Raw genomic sequence first — 13,507 nt, 5'->3', positions numbered from 1 at the left:
GGGAGTCAGCCCAGCAGGACGTCGAGGACGGCGTCGTGCACGGCGGGCCGGGCGATGAGCAGGTCGGGGGAGTAGGGGTCGTCGGCCCCGAACGGCAGCGGCGAGCCGTCGAGCCGGGTGACGCGCAGCCCGGCGCCGACGGCCACGGCGGCCGGCGCGGCGTTGTCCCACTCGTACTGGCCGCCGGAGTGCAGGTAGGCGTCGACCTGCCCGTCGACGACCGCGAGGGTCTTCACGCCGGCGGCGGAGAGCGCGACCGTGCGCACCGGGAAGGCCGCGGCGAGGCGGCGCAGCTCGACCGGCGGACGCGACCGGCTCACCGTGATGGTCAGGCCGCGCTCGGGGTCGACGGGCGTGTCCGGCAGCGTCGCCACCGTGTCCGAGTCGGCGAGCTCGCCGCGCGCGGGCAGGGCGACCGCGCCGGCGGCGAGGGCGCCGTCGACGACGAGCGCGACGTGCACGCCCCACTCGTCGCCCCCGCGGCCGTAGCCGCTCGAGCCGTCGAGCGGGTCGACGATCCAGAGCCGGTGCGCGCCGCGCCGCGGCGCCGGGTCCTGGGTGCCCTCCTCGGAGAGCACGGCGTCGTCGGGGCGGTGGCGCTGCAGCGCGCCGACGAGGAACTCGTGGGCCTCGGCGTCGCCGCGGTACTCGCGGTCGCGCCCCGGGCCGGTGTCGTCGCGGAGCTCCAGGAGCAGCGCGCCGGTGGCGTCGGCCAGCTCGCGGGCCAGCGCGGCGTCCTCGGCGACGGTGGGCTCGGCGGCGGTGGCCCCGGCGCCCGTCGGCTCTTCCCTGGCGGCACTCACCCCTCGATCCTCCCCGACGCCGTGCGGCGCCACCGGGCGGGAGGGCGTGATCCGCGTCGGGGCGGGATCAGGGCTGTTCGGCGGCGGCGAGGACGCCGGCGAGCTCGTGCAGCACGGCGGCGCGCGCCTCGTCGGCGCCGGGGGCGGTGTCCTCGCGCTGGTCGAGCAGCAGCCGCGCGAGGCTCGCGAGGCTGATCACCTGCGCGGCGAACTCCTCGGGTCCGCCGAGCTCGCCCAGCAGGGCCCCGACGGCGTCGAGGTCGCCGCCGTCCATGCCCTGGATCAGCGCCACCGAGCGGCGGTGGACCTCGGCGGGGTCGGGGGCGGGCAGGTCGCTGGCGGGGTCGGGCTGCACGGCCCCCAGCATGTCAGCCGCCCCGGTGCCCGCTGCTACCCGCCGCGCTTGCGCCGCTTGCGCTCCCGCCGCTCCTCGCGGAGCTCCCGCCAGGTCTCGTGCCCGGCGTCGAGCACGCCCTTGGTGATCCCTTTCGCGGCGCCCTTGGTCACGTTCTCGGTCATGTGGCCGCCGAGCTCGGCGAGCCCCTTGCCGCCTTTCTCGTGCAGGTCGAGGCGGTTGGTGGCCTCCGCGAAGCGCAGGTAGGTGTCGACGCTGGCGACGACGATGCGCGCGTCGATGGTGACCAGCTCGATGCCGACGACCGAGATCTTGACGAAGGCGTCGATCACCAGGCCCTTGTCGAGGATCAGGTCGAGCACCTCGGCCAGCCCGCCCTGGGGCGAGCGCCGGACAGCGGGGGAGGTCACGGCGTGGAGTCTAGGAACCGCGCGCGGAAGGTGACCATCGTCCGGACGGCCCCGCGCACCCCGCCGACCGCCACGGGGTACCGCAGTGCCGTGAGCACCGCCACCGGTCCCCGCACCGACGTCCGCCCACCCCCGCCCGCCGCCTGCGCGACGCCCTCGAACCGATCGCGATGGCCCACGTGCACGCCGACGAGGCGCGCCGGGAGTACGAGGCGCTCGGCCTCGAGCGCTTCGCGGGCTACGTCCTCGGGCGCGCCGGCACCCTGGGGACGCCGCCGCCGCCCGTGGTCGTCGCCGCGTTCGGGGCGTTCGCCCCGGGGATGCTCGGCGAGGTCCACGAGACCGCGCGGGCGACGGCGTCGGTCCCCGACGTGCTGGCCGCCAGGGAGCGGGCGGCGACGCGGGCGCTGCACCGGGCGCTCGGCGACCCCGGCCCCGAGGTGGACGAGACCGTCGCCGCGCTGCGTCCGGGCGTCGAGGCCGCGGAGCTGCTCGGCAAGCCCCTGTTCGCCGGCCTGCGGGCCCTGGACTGGCCGGACGACCCGTGGGCGCGGCTCTGGCACGCGGCCAACCTGCTGCGCGAGCTGCGCGGCGACGCGCACGTCGACGCCCTCGTCGCCGCCGCGATCGGGCCGCTCGCGTCGAACCTGCTCACCGAGGCCCACGTCGGCCTGGCGGGCCGCGACTACACCCGCACCCGCGGGTGGAGCGAGGCGGAGATCGACGCCGCCGTCGCCGACCTCGCCGACCGCGGCCTGCTCGCCGCCGACGGCGCGGTGACCGACCGGGGCCGGGCGCTGCGCGACGACGTCGAGAAGGCCACCGAGGCCGCCCTCGACGACGTGGTCGTGGCCGTCGACGAGGCCCTGGACACCGTGGTCGAGCGGTGCACGTCCTGGTCGGCCGCGATCGTCGCCGCGGGCGCGTTCCCCGACGACGCGTTCAAGCGCGCGGCGGGTTAGTCCCTCTCCTCGTCCCGGCGCACCCGGGCCGCGCTGTGGCCGCAGATCGGCCGCCCGGTCTGATGCGGTTCAGCACCCTTCGTCCCCGGCGCGCTCCTCCTCCGCGAGCGCGTCGTCGAGCAGGCGCTCGAGGCCCTGGATGCTCCGGTGCGGGCCGCGGCGGTCGAGCACGACGGGCTCGTCGGGCTCGCCCGCCGCGGCGAGTGCCTCCGAGATGTGATGTGCTGTGTACAGACTGTGCACCCCGGCGCGGTCGGCGGCGACGTGCCGCGGTGGGGGGACGAAGTCGCGGGACCGTGGGTCCCGCTCGTCAGGAGGCTCGTCATGGACCTCATCGTCAGCCACTGGCACTGCCCTCGCTGCGACGTCGGCGGCCGGGACCGCGAGCCCGAGCCGTCGTGCTGGAACTGCGGTGGGTCGGCGGTCGTCACCTCCCGCCCGCGGGTGGAGGGTGACGGACCGCCGTTCACCTCGTGACGGTCAGCTGGCCACCGCCGACATCCCGCGGTCGGCCTTCGCCGGCCCCGCCGCCGAGGGGCGGATGTCGAAGTCGAAGATGGCGGTCGGCAGGTAGAGCGAGCAGCAGGCGTTCGGGATGTCCACGACGCCGCTGACCCGGCCCTCGATCGGCGCCGACCCGAGCAGCAGGTACGCCTGCTCGCCGGTGTAGCCGAACTTCTTGAGGTACTCGACGGCGTTGAGGCACGCCCGCTTGTAGGCGAGCGTCGCGTCGAGGTACTCGTTGGTGTCGTCCGCGTCCACCGAGATCCCGATGAACGTCAGGAACTCGGAGTAGCGGGGCTCGACGTTGCCGGGCATGAAGATCGGGTTGGTGGTGACCCCGTAGGTCTCCATCCCGCCCTTGATCAGGTCGACGCCGAAGTCGATGAACCCGCCCATCTCGATGGCGCCGCAGAACGTGATCTCGCCGTCGCCCTGGCTGAAGTGCAGGTCGCCGCCCGAGAGCTTCGCGTCCGCGACGTGCACGGGGTAGTAGACCCGGCTGCCGCGCGTGAAGTTCTTGATGTCGTGGTTGCCGCCGTTCTCGCGGGCCGGGACCGTGCGCGCGCCCTCCTCGGCGATCTGCTCGGCGAGCGACCCGCTGGCCTGGCCGCCCAGCGAGTTCTCCATCAGCGGCGGGAGCGCCAGCGGCGGAACGCGGTCCGGGTCGCGGGCGATCAGCGCGCGCTCGCGGCGGTTCCAGCGGGCGAGGAGGTCGGCCGAGGGCGCCGTGCCGAACAGGCCGGGGTGCGTGATGCCGGTGTAGCGCACGCCGGGCAGGTGGCGCGACGTCGCGACCTGACCGTGGAAGTCCCAGATCGCCTTGGCGGCGTCCGGGTACTCCTCGGTGAGGAACCCGCCGCCGTTCTCGCGCGAGAAGATGCCGGTGTAGCCCCAGCCCTGACCGGGCGCGTCGCCGTACTCCTGGGGCGGCTGACAGGGACCGAGATCGAGGATGTCGACGACGAGCAGGTCGCCGGGCTCGGCGCCCTCCACCCCGATGGGCCCGGAGAGCATGTGCGCGCCGCTGAGGTCGACGTCGCGGACGTCGTTGGCGGAGTCGTTGTTGCCGATCTGCGAGTCGGTCCACTCCCGGCACTCCACCCGGAACTCGCTGCCGGGCCGGACCATCGTGGCCAGCGGGATGTCCGGGTGCCACCGGTTGTGGCCGGGCACGGCCTGGTCGCGCATGGACTTGGACTGATCGACCTCGAACACGGTCTCGGGCACGGGCGGTCACCTTCTCCAGGACGGGGCCGGCGGTCGCCGACCGAGGATTGCGGACGCAGGGAGCGATCAGGTCCGGACGCTGTCCGGGTCGGGGGTCTCGACCGGGGCGGGGCCGCCCTCGCCGGCCCTCGCCGTCCGGGCGCGCGGCGGGCGCAGCGTCGGCAGCAGGACGAGCAGCATCACGACGCCGATGACCCCGAGCACGAGGGCGGTGAGCCCGGTCGCGGGCCACTGCCCGGTGAGCAGGAGGAAGCCGGGGATCGCGGCGGTCACCCACGCCTCGATGAGGGTGACCCACCCGGTGTAGCGCGTCAGCCCCTCACGCTTGAGCCCGAGGACGAGCCAGAACAGGGTCCACAGGACCGCCCAGTAGAGCCAGATCACGCCCAGCCACGGGGCGCCCGCCAGCGTGAAGTTCGCCCAGGAGTAGCCGAGCGCGGCGATGGCGACGAACAGCGAGAACCAGCCGACGCCGGTGGTGTCGAGGTCGGCGAGCAGGCCGATCCCGACGTACAGGTAGGTGAAACCGAAGAGGTACAGGCCCGACCCCGTGAGGATGGTCGCCGGGTCACCGCCCGACGTGAAGATCACGTACGTCGGGGTGACGACCTGCAGCCCGCCGACGAACAGATTCATGATCGCCGCGGCTTTGGGCTCGACGAAACCGAGGAGCAGCAGTCCGTTCACGAACAGGACCGCGCCGACGTAGAACAGGCCGGTAGCAACCACTGGGAGTCCTCCCTGGACGAGGACGGCGAGCCGGCGGTGCGGCCGGGCCGCCCGCACCTCGGGTCAGCGACGCGTGGTGCCCGAGGCGCGGGTGACGACCTCGGGAGCGTCCTTGCTCTTCTCCTCCCGCGCGAGCGCCGACCGCAGCGCGGGATCCATCTGGGCGAGCAGCGGAGCCGTCCACTGCCGCGGCGAGGACGCAGCGCAGCGTGGACACGCCACGCGCTCCGGGGCCTCCCCCATCGGGCGGGTCTCATCGAACGTGCCGCAGTCGGGGCAGCGGTAGGCATATGTCGCCATGCGCGTCCTCCCCGGCACCGTCCCGCGCGAGATGGAAATAGTTTCCATGCATGGGCATCTGTGGGGCAAGGCGCAAAATCGCAGGTCCGGACGGCGGGCGGCCACGCGCGTCGCATGCCGCCGTCCGGCCCAGCGGCTCCTTCCGCGCGATCCCGGCGCTGGCCGGCCCGCTGACCGGCCACACCCGGTTACTGGCTGGTATCTCTCGCCTGGCGAGCGATACCAGCCAGTAACGGTCGGCTCCGGGTCCGGGCGCTCGTCGTCCCTCGCGAGAGGCACGCCGCGCATGATTGACAGGACCGAGAGGTGCCGAACGTGCCGCTCGCCCCGGCGCGGGCGCGCGGAGGTGCTGTCCCGAGATCACGGGCGCGTCATCCACCGACGGGGATGCGCTCAGGTGGACGAGGCGCTCCTGATCAACGACGAGAGCCCCGAACGGCGCACCGTTCGGGGCTCTCGTCGGATCCGGACCTAGTCCAGGTAGTCGCGCAGGACCTGCGAGCGCGACGGGTGGCGCAGCTTCGACATCGTCTTCGACTCGATCTGGCGGATGCGCTCGCGCGTCACGCCGTAGACCTGGCCGATCTCGTCGAGGGTGCGCGGCTGGCCGTCGGTGAGGCCGAAGCGCAGGCGCACGACGCCGGCCTCGCGTTCGGAGAGCGTGGCCAGCACCGACTGCAGCTGGTCCTGCAGCAGCGTGAAGGAGACCGCGTCGACGGCGACGACCGCCTCGGAGTCCTCGATGAAGTCACCGAGCTGCGAGTCGCCCTCGTCGCCGATGGTCTGGTCGAGGCTGATGGGCTCCCGGGCGTACTGCTGGATCTCCAGCACCTTGTCCGGGGTGATGTCCATCTCCTTGGCGAGCTCCTCCGGGGTGGGCTCGCGGCCCAGGTCCTGGAGCAGCTCACGCTGGATGCGGCCGAGCTTGTTGATGACCTCGACCATGTGCACCGGGATGCGGATGGTGCGGGCCTGGTCGGCCATCGCGCGGGTGATCGCCTGGCGGATCCACCACGTCGCGTAGGTCGAGAACTTGTAGCCCTTGGTGTAGTCGAACTTCTCGACCGCACGGATCAGACCGAGGTTGCCCTCCTGGATGAGGTCCAGGAACGCCATGCCGCGGCCGGTGTAGCGCTTGGCCAGCGACACCACGAGGCGCAGGTTGGCCTCGAGCAGGTGCGACTTGGCGCGCTCGCCGTCGCGGACGATCCACCGCAGGTCGCGCCGCATCTGCGTCGCGAGCTCCTGCTGGGCCTCGGCGACCTTGCGCAGCCGCTCGGAGGCGTAGAGGCCAGCCTCGATGCGCTTGGCGAGCTCGACCTCCTCCTCGGCGTTGAGCAGCGCCACCTTGCCGATCTGCTTGAGGTAGGCGCGGACCGAGTCGGCGGACGCGGTGAGCTCCGCGTCCTTGCGCGCCTGGCGCAGCGCCTCGGACTCCTCCTCGTCCCAGACGAAGTCGCCGGACTTCTTGTCCTCCTCCGAGGGCTCCTCGGTCTCGACCTCGGCGGCCTCGACGACCTCGGCGCCCAGGACGACGACGTCCTCGGTGAGCTCCGAGGCGGCGGCCTCGAGCTCGGAGCCCTCGAGCCCCTCGAGGTCGGCACCCTCGGGTCCCTCGGCGCCCTCGATCTCCTCGCCGCCCTCGGGGGCGTCGGCGTCGGTCTTGGCCGCGCCCTTGCCCTTGGCGGGGGCCTTCTTGGCGCCCTTGGCGGAGCGTGCCGGGGCCTTCTTCGCCGGCGCCTCGGTGGCGTCCGGAGCAGCGACCACGCCGACCGGTCCCCCCGCGGCGGCTGCTTCGGGGTCGGCGGCGTCGGCGACGCGGCGTCGGGTTGCGGACTTTGCGGCTGCCACAGACGACCTTTCGTGACGAACGGCTGAACGGCGACGGAATCGACGGATCCGGGTCGCCGGTTGGCCACCCGGACGCGGGGACGACAGCGAGGGTCCCGGTCCCTCCCGGCGAACCGTCTCGGCTCACGCTCCATTGTAACGAGCCTGACCGCGGAACGTCGCACCTCACAGTCGCGGGACCGTCGCGAGCCGTCGACCCGCGACCGCGACGTGGCCCTCGGGATCGATTCCGAAACGTCGCCCAGCGTGCTCACCGGCCGGTGACCTGCGTGTCGTTGCGTGGACACCCACATGTGGTCCGATGCGCGCCATGGACCAGACCGCCGGTGCCGGACTCCACCCCGCGCTCGAGGAGATCGCGGTCGCCGTCGCCCGCGAGACGGCCGCGCTGGCGCTGTCCGTGCGCGAGCGCGTGGTGGGCCGCGACCGGCTGGACACGAAGAGCTCGGCCACCGACGTCGTCACCGAGGGCGACACCGCGTGCGAGGCGCTGGTCCGCGAGCGGCTCGCCGCGGCCCGCCCGGACGACCTGGTGCTCGGCGAGGAGGGGGGCACCAGCGGCACGCCCTCGCCCGGGCAGGTCCGCTGGGTCGTCGACCCCATCGACGGCACCGTGAACTACACCCACGGGCTCCCGTGGTTCTCGGTGTCGCTGGGCGCCGAGGTCGACGGGCGGATCGTCGCCGGGGCCGTGGTCGAGCCCGTCTCGGGCCGCGTCTGGCGGGCGGCCCGGGGGCACGGGGCGCGGTGCGACGGCGCGGCCCTGCGCGCCTCCACGCTCGACGACCTGGCCCTCGCCGTCGTCGGCACCGGCCTCGGCTACGACCCCGGCCGCCGGGCCCGCCAGGCGGCGCTGCTCGCCCGCATCGCCGGGCGGATCGGGGACGTGCGGCGCACCGGGTGCGCCTCGCTCGACCTCTGCGCGGTGGCGGCGGGCTGGCTGGACGGGTTCTACGAGCACGGCCTGCACCCGTGGGACCACGCCGCGGGCGGGCTGATCGCGCAGGAGGCCGGCGCGGTCGTGCGCCTGCCGGGCGCCGACACCGACGGTCTCGGGGCGGAGGCCGCGCTGGCCGCGGCCCCGGCGCTGGCGGCCCCGCTCACCGCCCTGCTCGTCGCCGAGGGCGCCGGCGGGGTCGCCTGAGGCGCGGTCGGGGGGCGCGGTCGGAGCGGGGGCGTCAGCTGCTGCAGTCCACCGAGCGCAGCGCGGTCAGCGCCGCGTTGTCCGGCACCTGCGCCGTGGCCCCCGAGCCGTCGGTGGCGGTCTGGCGTCCGAGCGCCCGCAGCGCCTCGGTGACCGGCTGGGGCGGCGAGATGTCGCGGAAGTCGTCACCGAGGGCGAGGTCGACCTCGTTGCCCGTCCGGCCGTCGGAGACCAGCTCGGCGCACGGCACGACGAGGCTCAGCGTGCGGGCCGCCGACGCGCCCTCGGGCCCGTAGCGGATCTGGCCGACGCAGGAGAGGTCCTGGGCGGGGTAGAGCGCGTCGTTGTCGGGCGGCGCCGCCTCGGCGATGCCCAGCTCGCCCAGCTCGGCGGCCGCGAGCTGGGCCTGCCCGCGCTGGCCCGCCCCGTTGAGCACCTTCACCCGCACGTCGCCCGGCGCCGCCGCCTGCTGGTCGTCCAGCGCGTCGGCCGACTGCGGCGTCCCGGCCCCGGCCACCGGCGAGGTGTTGCACGAGGTGACCGAGCCGGACGTCGAGTTGGTGAACACCACGGTCCACGTGACGATGCTCGCCACGGCGAGGACGACGACCAGCACCGTGGCCGGCACGAGGTTGCGCCGCCGGTAGACGTCGCGCACCCGCGACGTGCCCGCCTTGACCGAGCCGACCAACCGACGCCCCTCCCCAGAGACTCCCCGTCCCGCAGCAGGGTAGTGGTGCGCGGCCGCGGCGCCGACGGTCCCGCGGACCGCGGCGCGGCGACATCACGATCCCGACACTCCGGGAGCTCCACACCGGGGTCGGCTGACCGCGCCGGGTCGCGTGAGTTACCCTCCCGCCGCTCCGCAGCAGCGCGGACGTCGTCTCGTCCGTGCCGTGGGACCCCAGAGGTGAGACCCGGGTCACTTTCCCGGTCGGCACAAACGGTCGCCGTCCCGCGTTGTGCTGCCGCACGACAGAGACGGAACCGGGCAGAAAACCGGGCACGACCGAGGGTGGGAAACCGCTATGGCGACCGACTACGACGCCCCGCGCCGCAACGAGACCGACGAGATGGGCGAGGACTCCCTCGAGGAGCTCAAGGCCCGGCGCAACGAAGCGCAGTCCGCCGCCGTGGACGTCGACGAGACCGACACCGCCGAGAGCTTCGAGCTCCCGGGGGCCGACCTCTCGGGCGAGGAACTGACGGTGCGGGTGCTCCCGAAGCAGGCTGACGAGTTCACCTGCGGGAGCTGCTTCCTCGTGCACCACCGCAGCCGCCTCGCCGACCAGCGCGGCGGGCTGTTCATCTGCCGCGACTGCGCAGCTTGATCAGCGCTTGATCAACGGCTGATCAGCCCCTGATCAGCGGAGCGCCGCGAGGAGCGCCTCGGGGCGGCGGGTGGACACGACCCAGTACGGGGTGGGGTCGTCCGGGTCGATGACCTCGATCCGGACGGCCGGACCCACCCATGGACGGTGCAGGACGAACGCCTCGGGGTCGAGCTGGGGGCCGAGGGCCTCGCGCTTGGCCTCGCCGCGCACCACGTCGACGCGCCCGATCTGCGACACCGGCAGGTGCGCGGCTCCGGCGCGCAGCTCGGGCGCCTCCCCGGCGTCCACCTGCACGCGCACGCGTCCGAGCCAGATCAGCAGGACCACGGCGAGCGGCAGCAGCAGGACGTAGGGCAGCCAGGCCCGCAGGCCCGGGTGGCCCATGTGGAGCTCCGCCGCGAGCAGGCCGGCCATCAGCAGCGCCGGCGGCCACCACCACCACGGCACGACCAGGCGCTCGGCGAACGCGGCCGGTCCGCGCGGGGCCGTGTCGGATCCCGGTGAGGGGCGCGGGGTGCTCACGACACCCAGAGTAGTCTCGCTCCCCGTGTCGGAGGGTGTGGTGCAGGTCGACCTCGTCCGCCTCGACGCCGGACTCCCCGTCCCGGCGCGGGCCCGCCCCGGCGACGCCGGCGCGGATCTCTGCGCGGCCCGTGACGTCACGCTCGCCCCCGGCGAGCGGGCCCTGGTGGGCACGGGCGTGGCGGTGGTCCTCCCCGCCGGCTATGCGGCGTTCGTGATGCCGCGCTCGGGGCTGGCGGTGCGCGAGGGCCTCGGCCTGCTGAACTCGCCGGGCACGGTCGACGCCGGCTACCGGGGTGAGATCCAGGTCTGCCTGGTCAACCACGACCCGTCGCGCACCGTGGCGCTCCGCCGCGGCGACCGCGTGGCCCAGCTGGTGGTCCAGCGGGTCGAGGAGACCGTGTTCCGGGTGCTCGAGGGCGTCGACGACCTCGAGACGCTCGCGGCCGTCGCGCCGACGGCCCGGGGGGCGGGGGGATTCGGGTCGACCGGGACGAGCGGCACGAGCGAAGGGGAGGAGCAGGCGTGAGCGAGGGACGGCACCGGCATCGCGCCGGGCGCGTCGCGCAGGTGTCGGTGGCCGCCGAGCCCGCGGGCCGGCGCCACCACCAGCGGCAGGGCCCGTGGGACGCCGAGGACGCGCCGCGCGACGGCCGCCTGCGCCTGGACCTGGGATCGGTGCAGCTCCCGATCCCCCGCGGGGCACGCCTCAAGGCCGAGCCCGACCCGTCCGGCCCGTTGCGGGCCGTGCACGCGCTGGTCCCCGAGGGCCGGCTGACGGTCAGCGCCTTCGCCGCGCCGCGCACCGGCGGGCTCTGGCCCGAGCTCGTCGAGGAGCTCGCCGCCCAGCTGCAGAAGGAGGGCGCTACGATCCGGCGCGACCGGGGGGAGTGGGGCCGCGAGCTGGTGGCCCGCAACGGCAACACCGTGGCCCGCGTCGTCGGCGTCGAGGGCCCGCGCTGGATGCTGCGCGGGGTCGGCACCGGCCCCGTGGAGCACGCCCTCAAGCTGCACGGGATGCTGCGCGAGATGCTGCGCGGCACCGTCGTGGCGCGGTCGTCGGACCCGCTGCCCGTGCGCTCGCTGCTGCCCCTCGAGGTCCCCGAGGAGGTGCCCGAGGAGTTCGCCGACTCGCTGGTCGAGTCGATGCCCACGAAGCCCCGCCAGATCACCCGGCCCGAGGGCCCGGTGATCCCGATGATGCTGCCCCAGCGCGCCGGGGCGGGGACCTCGCCGGGGCGCAGCTGACGGGCTCCCGACGGGGCATACCGGCGGGGCGCAACTCGTTTACTCTTCAGGTGTCCGCGGCCGAGGGTGCCCGCTCGGGGTGCCCTCCGCGGAGTGGGTACGGGAGCGATCGATGAGTGCCGAGACCGGTTTCCTGCGCCGCATGGTCCGTCGGCTCACCTCCGACGTCGGCGACCTCGACGCGGACGACCTGTCCGCCGAGGCCGTCCGGTCGGGGTGCGACCGGGCGTGCGACTCGGCCACGGGCGAGGCGGTCACCGTCAAGGGACGCCTGCGCTCGGTGGAGATCTGTCCGCGCGGCTCGGTCGCCACCCTCGAGGCGGAGCTCTTCGACGGCACCGACGGGGTCACGCTGGTGTGGATGGGCCGTCGCCGCATCCCGGGCATCGAGCCGGGCCGCACGGTGCGGGCGAGCGGGCGCGTCGCCGTCCGCGACGGCCGCAAGGTCATCTACAACCCGTACTACGAGCTGCAGCGCGCGCACTGACCGCGCGGGCGGGGCGTGCGCGGCCCGGCCGGGGTCGTACCGTGGCGGTACCGGCCGCCGGCCGGCGCGGGTCCGCCCGCCGTCCCCCCGGGAGACCGCCATCCGACCCGAGACGCGCTCCACCGGCGATCCCGTCGACCCGCCCACCGGGCCGGTCGACCTGAGCCGTGCCGACCCGCCCACGGAGTCGTTCGTGCCCGGGCCCGACGCGGATCGCGACGAGGTCGGGGAGGACGCGCCGGCCCCCCGCACGCCGACGCTGCTGGACCAGATGGGCGGCGTCTCCGGGATCATCGCCTCGGGCGTGCCCGTCGTGGTGTTCGTGGTGGCCCAGGCGCTGTTCGGCAACCTCCTCGCCTCGATCGCCGCGGCGGTCGGGTCGGCGGTGGCCGTGGCGATCTGGCGGTTCGTGCGCGGCGACGCCGTGCAGCCCGCGCTGTCGGGCCTGCTGGGCGTCGCGGTGTGCGCCTTCATCGCCTGGCGCACCGGCGAGGCGCGGGGCTTCTTCCTGCTCGGGATCTGGACGAGCCTCGCCTACGGCGGGGTCTTCCTGCTGTCGGTGATCGCCCGACGCCCGCTGGTCGGCGTGATCTGGCACCTCGTCAACGGCGAGGGCCAGGACTGGCGCCGCGACCCGCGGGTCCTGCGCGGCTACGACATCGCCTCGCTGGCCTGGGTCGTCGTGTTCGGGGCGCGGTTCGTGGTTCAGCGCTGGCTCTACGACTCGGTGTACGCCGACACGTGGCTGGGCTGGGTCCGCATCGCCATGGGTGTGCCGCTCGCCGCGCTCGCCGCCGCCGTGACGGTGTGGGCCATCCGGCGCAGCCGCCAAGCCGCGCACGGCGAAGCGGACCCGGCGCCGAGGCCCCGGGGCAAGAGATCAACGGGGACTTCGCGCGCGTAGAAGCAGCGAACAGCACGTTCGCTGCAGAACCCCGGGCGCCGATCACTCCTCCGGCTCGCCCCGCAGGACGCGCTGGATCTCCTCCTCGACGTCCTCGCCGGCGACGAACATCATCTCGTCGCCCGGTTCGATGGGGTCGTCCGGCTGCGGGACGATGACGCGCCCGCCCCGCAGGATGGCCACGAGGGCGGCCTCGCGGGGCAGGGGCACCTCGCGGACGGCGCGGCCGGCGAGCGGGGTGTTGGCGGGCAGGGTGACCTCGACGAGGTTCGCGGTGCCCTGGCGCAGCGTCAGCAGGCGTACGAGGTCGCCGACGGTCACGGCCTCCTCGACCATGGCGGCGAGCATGCGCGGGGTGGACACGGCCACGTCGACGCCCCAGGCGTCGTTGAAGAGCCACTCGTTGCGGGGGTCGTTGACCCGGGCGACGACGCGGCGCACCGCGAACTCGGTCTTGGCGAGCAGCGAGACGACGAGGTTGACCTTGTCGTCGCCGGTGGCCGCGATGACGACGTCGCAGCCCTGCAGGCGCGCCTCCTCGAGCGAGGCGAGCTCGCAGGCGTCGGCGTGCACCCACTCGGCCTGCGGGACGGCCTCGGGCTCGACGTGGGCGAGGTCGCGCTCGATGAGCATGACCTCGTGGTCGGCCTCGACGAGCTCGGCGGCGATGGAGCGGCCGACCGCGCCGGCCCCGGCCACGGTCACACGCATCGGTCGTACCTCCCGG

19 protein-coding genes are annotated in these 13,507 nt (G+C 74.6%); 8 read left to right on the top strand and 11 right to left on the bottom strand.

Features of this window, described 5'->3' with window-relative positions:
* Positions 1–5: 5 nt before the first annotated feature.
* The 3 genes from ACFPK1_RS14440 to gvpJ form a co-directional block, all read right to left on the bottom strand.
* Positions 6–803, bottom strand: a complete 798-nt coding sequence (locus ACFPK1_RS14440; protein ID WP_378021625.1) for an inositol monophosphatase family protein — start codon at positions 801–803, stop codon at positions 6–8.
* Positions 804–870: 67 nt separating this feature from the next.
* Positions 871–1,158 carry a hypothetical protein gene (locus tag ACFPK1_RS14435; RefSeq protein WP_378021624.1) on the bottom strand — a complete coding sequence of 96 codons (288 nt, stop codon included), beginning with the start codon at positions 1,156–1,158 and terminating at the stop codon, positions 871–873.
* Between the two features lie 35 nt (positions 1,159–1,193).
* A complete protein-coding gene (gvpJ, locus tag ACFPK1_RS14430; RefSeq protein WP_378021623.1) occupies positions 1,194–1,568 on the bottom strand; it encodes a gas vesicle protein GvpJ in 375 nt (124 codons plus the stop codon).
* Positions 1,569–1,711: 143 nt separating this feature from the next.
* Between gvpJ and ACFPK1_RS14425 the strand changes: the two genes are divergently transcribed.
* Positions 1,712–2,530: an SCO6745 family protein gene (locus tag ACFPK1_RS14425; RefSeq protein ID WP_378021648.1), complete on the top strand. Its 819-nt coding sequence runs from the start codon at positions 1,712–1,714 to the stop codon at positions 2,528–2,530.
* A gap of 69 nt (positions 2,531–2,599) precedes the next feature.
* Here ACFPK1_RS14425 and ACFPK1_RS14420 read toward each other — a convergent pair whose 3' ends face one another.
* A complete protein-coding gene (locus ACFPK1_RS14420) occupies positions 2,600–2,773 on the bottom strand; it encodes a hypothetical protein (protein ID WP_378021622.1) in 174 nt (57 codons plus the stop codon).
* Between the two features lie 81 nt (positions 2,774–2,854).
* Between ACFPK1_RS14420 and ACFPK1_RS14415 the strand changes: the two genes are divergently transcribed.
* Positions 2,855–3,007 carry a hypothetical protein gene (locus ACFPK1_RS14415; RefSeq protein WP_378021621.1) on the top strand — a complete coding sequence of 51 codons (153 nt, stop codon included), beginning with the start codon at positions 2,855–2,857 and terminating at the stop codon, positions 3,005–3,007.
* Between the two features lie 3 nt (positions 3,008–3,010).
* Here ACFPK1_RS14415 and fmdA read toward each other — a convergent pair whose 3' ends face one another.
* The 4 genes from fmdA to ACFPK1_RS14395 form a co-directional block, all read right to left on the bottom strand.
* A complete protein-coding gene (gene fmdA, locus ACFPK1_RS14410) occupies positions 3,011–4,261 on the bottom strand; it encodes a formamidase (protein WP_378021620.1) in 1,251 nt (416 codons plus the stop codon).
* Positions 4,262–4,327: 66 nt separating this feature from the next.
* Positions 4,328–4,990, bottom strand: coding sequence for an AmiS/UreI family transporter (locus ACFPK1_RS14405; RefSeq protein WP_378021619.1), 663 nt, complete (start codon positions 4,988–4,990; stop codon positions 4,328–4,330).
* 63 nt (positions 4,991–5,053) lie between these two features.
* On the bottom strand, positions 5,054–5,290 hold the full coding sequence (locus ACFPK1_RS14400) for an FmdB family zinc ribbon protein (protein ID WP_378021618.1): 237 nt from the start codon (positions 5,288–5,290) through the stop codon (positions 5,054–5,056).
* A gap of 471 nt (positions 5,291–5,761) precedes the next feature.
* A complete protein-coding gene (locus ACFPK1_RS14395; protein WP_378021617.1) occupies positions 5,762–7,141 on the bottom strand; it encodes an RNA polymerase sigma factor in 1,380 nt (459 codons plus the stop codon).
* Positions 7,142–7,451: 310 nt separating this feature from the next.
* Between ACFPK1_RS14395 and ACFPK1_RS14390 the strand changes: the two genes are divergently transcribed.
* Positions 7,452–8,285 (top strand): inositol monophosphatase family protein, encoded by an 834-nt coding sequence (locus ACFPK1_RS14390; RefSeq protein WP_378021616.1) that lies wholly within the window; start codon positions 7,452–7,454, stop codon positions 8,283–8,285.
* A 34-nt stretch (positions 8,286–8,319) separates the two neighbouring features.
* Here ACFPK1_RS14390 and cei read toward each other — a convergent pair whose 3' ends face one another.
* Positions 8,320–8,976 carry an envelope integrity protein Cei gene (gene cei, locus ACFPK1_RS14385; protein ID WP_378021615.1) on the bottom strand — a complete coding sequence of 219 codons (657 nt, stop codon included), beginning with the start codon at positions 8,974–8,976 and terminating at the stop codon, positions 8,320–8,322.
* A 337-nt stretch (positions 8,977–9,313) separates the two neighbouring features.
* Between cei and ACFPK1_RS14380 the strand changes: the two genes are divergently transcribed.
* Positions 9,314–9,616 carry a DUF4193 domain-containing protein gene (locus ACFPK1_RS14380; RefSeq protein WP_133825164.1) on the top strand — a complete coding sequence of 101 codons (303 nt, stop codon included), beginning with the start codon at positions 9,314–9,316 and terminating at the stop codon, positions 9,614–9,616.
* A 33-nt stretch (positions 9,617–9,649) separates the two neighbouring features.
* On the opposite strand, the gene ACFPK1_RS14375 is transcribed toward ACFPK1_RS14380, so the two are convergent.
* Positions 9,650–10,141, bottom strand: a complete 492-nt coding sequence (locus ACFPK1_RS14375) for a DUF3093 domain-containing protein (protein WP_378021614.1) — start codon at positions 10,139–10,141, stop codon at positions 9,650–9,652.
* 25 nt (positions 10,142–10,166) lie between these two features.
* On the opposite strand from ACFPK1_RS14375, the gene dut reads away from it, so the two are divergent.
* The 4 genes from dut (at position 10,167) to ACFPK1_RS14355 (ending at position 12,780) form a co-directional block, all read left to right on the top strand.
* Positions 10,167–10,670 (top strand): dUTP diphosphatase, encoded by a 504-nt coding sequence (gene dut, locus ACFPK1_RS14370; RefSeq protein ID WP_378021613.1) that lies wholly within the window; start codon positions 10,167–10,169, stop codon positions 10,668–10,670.
* A complete protein-coding gene (locus ACFPK1_RS14365) occupies positions 10,667–11,389 on the top strand; it encodes a DUF3710 domain-containing protein (RefSeq protein ID WP_378021612.1) in 723 nt (240 codons plus the stop codon). Before dut ends, ACFPK1_RS14365 begins: the two co-directional genes overlap by 4 nt.
* A 112-nt stretch (positions 11,390–11,501) precedes the next feature.
* The gene (locus ACFPK1_RS14360) at positions 11,502–11,876 is read left to right on the top strand and encodes an OB-fold nucleic acid binding domain-containing protein (RefSeq protein WP_378021611.1); all 375 of its coding nucleotides are present in this window, start codon (positions 11,502–11,504) and stop codon (positions 11,874–11,876) included.
* A gap of 193 nt (positions 11,877–12,069) precedes the next feature.
* Positions 12,070–12,780 (top strand): DUF3159 domain-containing protein, encoded by a 711-nt coding sequence (locus tag ACFPK1_RS14355; protein ID WP_378021610.1) that lies wholly within the window; start codon positions 12,070–12,072, stop codon positions 12,778–12,780.
* Between the two features lie 42 nt (positions 12,781–12,822).
* Here ACFPK1_RS14355 and ACFPK1_RS14350 read toward each other — a convergent pair whose 3' ends face one another.
* Positions 12,823–13,491: a potassium channel family protein gene (locus ACFPK1_RS14350; RefSeq protein ID WP_337699654.1), complete on the bottom strand. Its 669-nt coding sequence runs from the start codon at positions 13,489–13,491 to the stop codon at positions 12,823–12,825.
* Positions 13,492–13,507: the final 16 nt, after the last annotated feature.

The organism is Actinomycetospora rhizophila (assembly GCF_042657905.1).
Classification (GTDB): domain Bacteria; phylum Actinomycetota; class Actinomycetes; order Mycobacteriales; family Pseudonocardiaceae; genus Actinomycetospora; species Actinomycetospora rhizophila.
This window is presented reverse-complemented; position numbering and strand designations above follow the sequence as displayed.

Bases quoted from the DNA above. Each gene is read 5' to 3' on its own strand.
- ACFPK1_RS14415 (WP_378021621.1), top strand. From the start codon at position 2,855: ATGGACCTCATCGTCAGCCACTGGCACTGCCCTCGCTGCGACGTCGGC.
- ACFPK1_RS14400 (WP_378021618.1), bottom strand. From the start codon at position 5,290: ATGGCGACATATGCCTACCGCTGCCCCGACTGCGGCACGTTCGATGAG.
- ACFPK1_RS14390 (WP_378021616.1), top strand. From the start codon at position 7,452: ATGGACCAGACCGCCGGTGCCGGACTCCACCCCGCGCTCGAGGAGATC.
- ACFPK1_RS14380 (WP_133825164.1), top strand. From the start codon at position 9,314: ATGGCGACCGACTACGACGCCCCGCGCCGCAACGAGACCGACGAGATG.
- ACFPK1_RS14360 (WP_378021611.1), top strand. From the start codon at position 11,502: ATGAGTGCCGAGACCGGTTTCCTGCGCCGCATGGTCCGTCGGCTCACC.
- ACFPK1_RS14350 (WP_337699654.1), bottom strand. From the start codon at position 13,491: ATGCGTGTGACCGTGGCCGGGGCCGGCGCGGTCGGCCGCTCCATCGCC.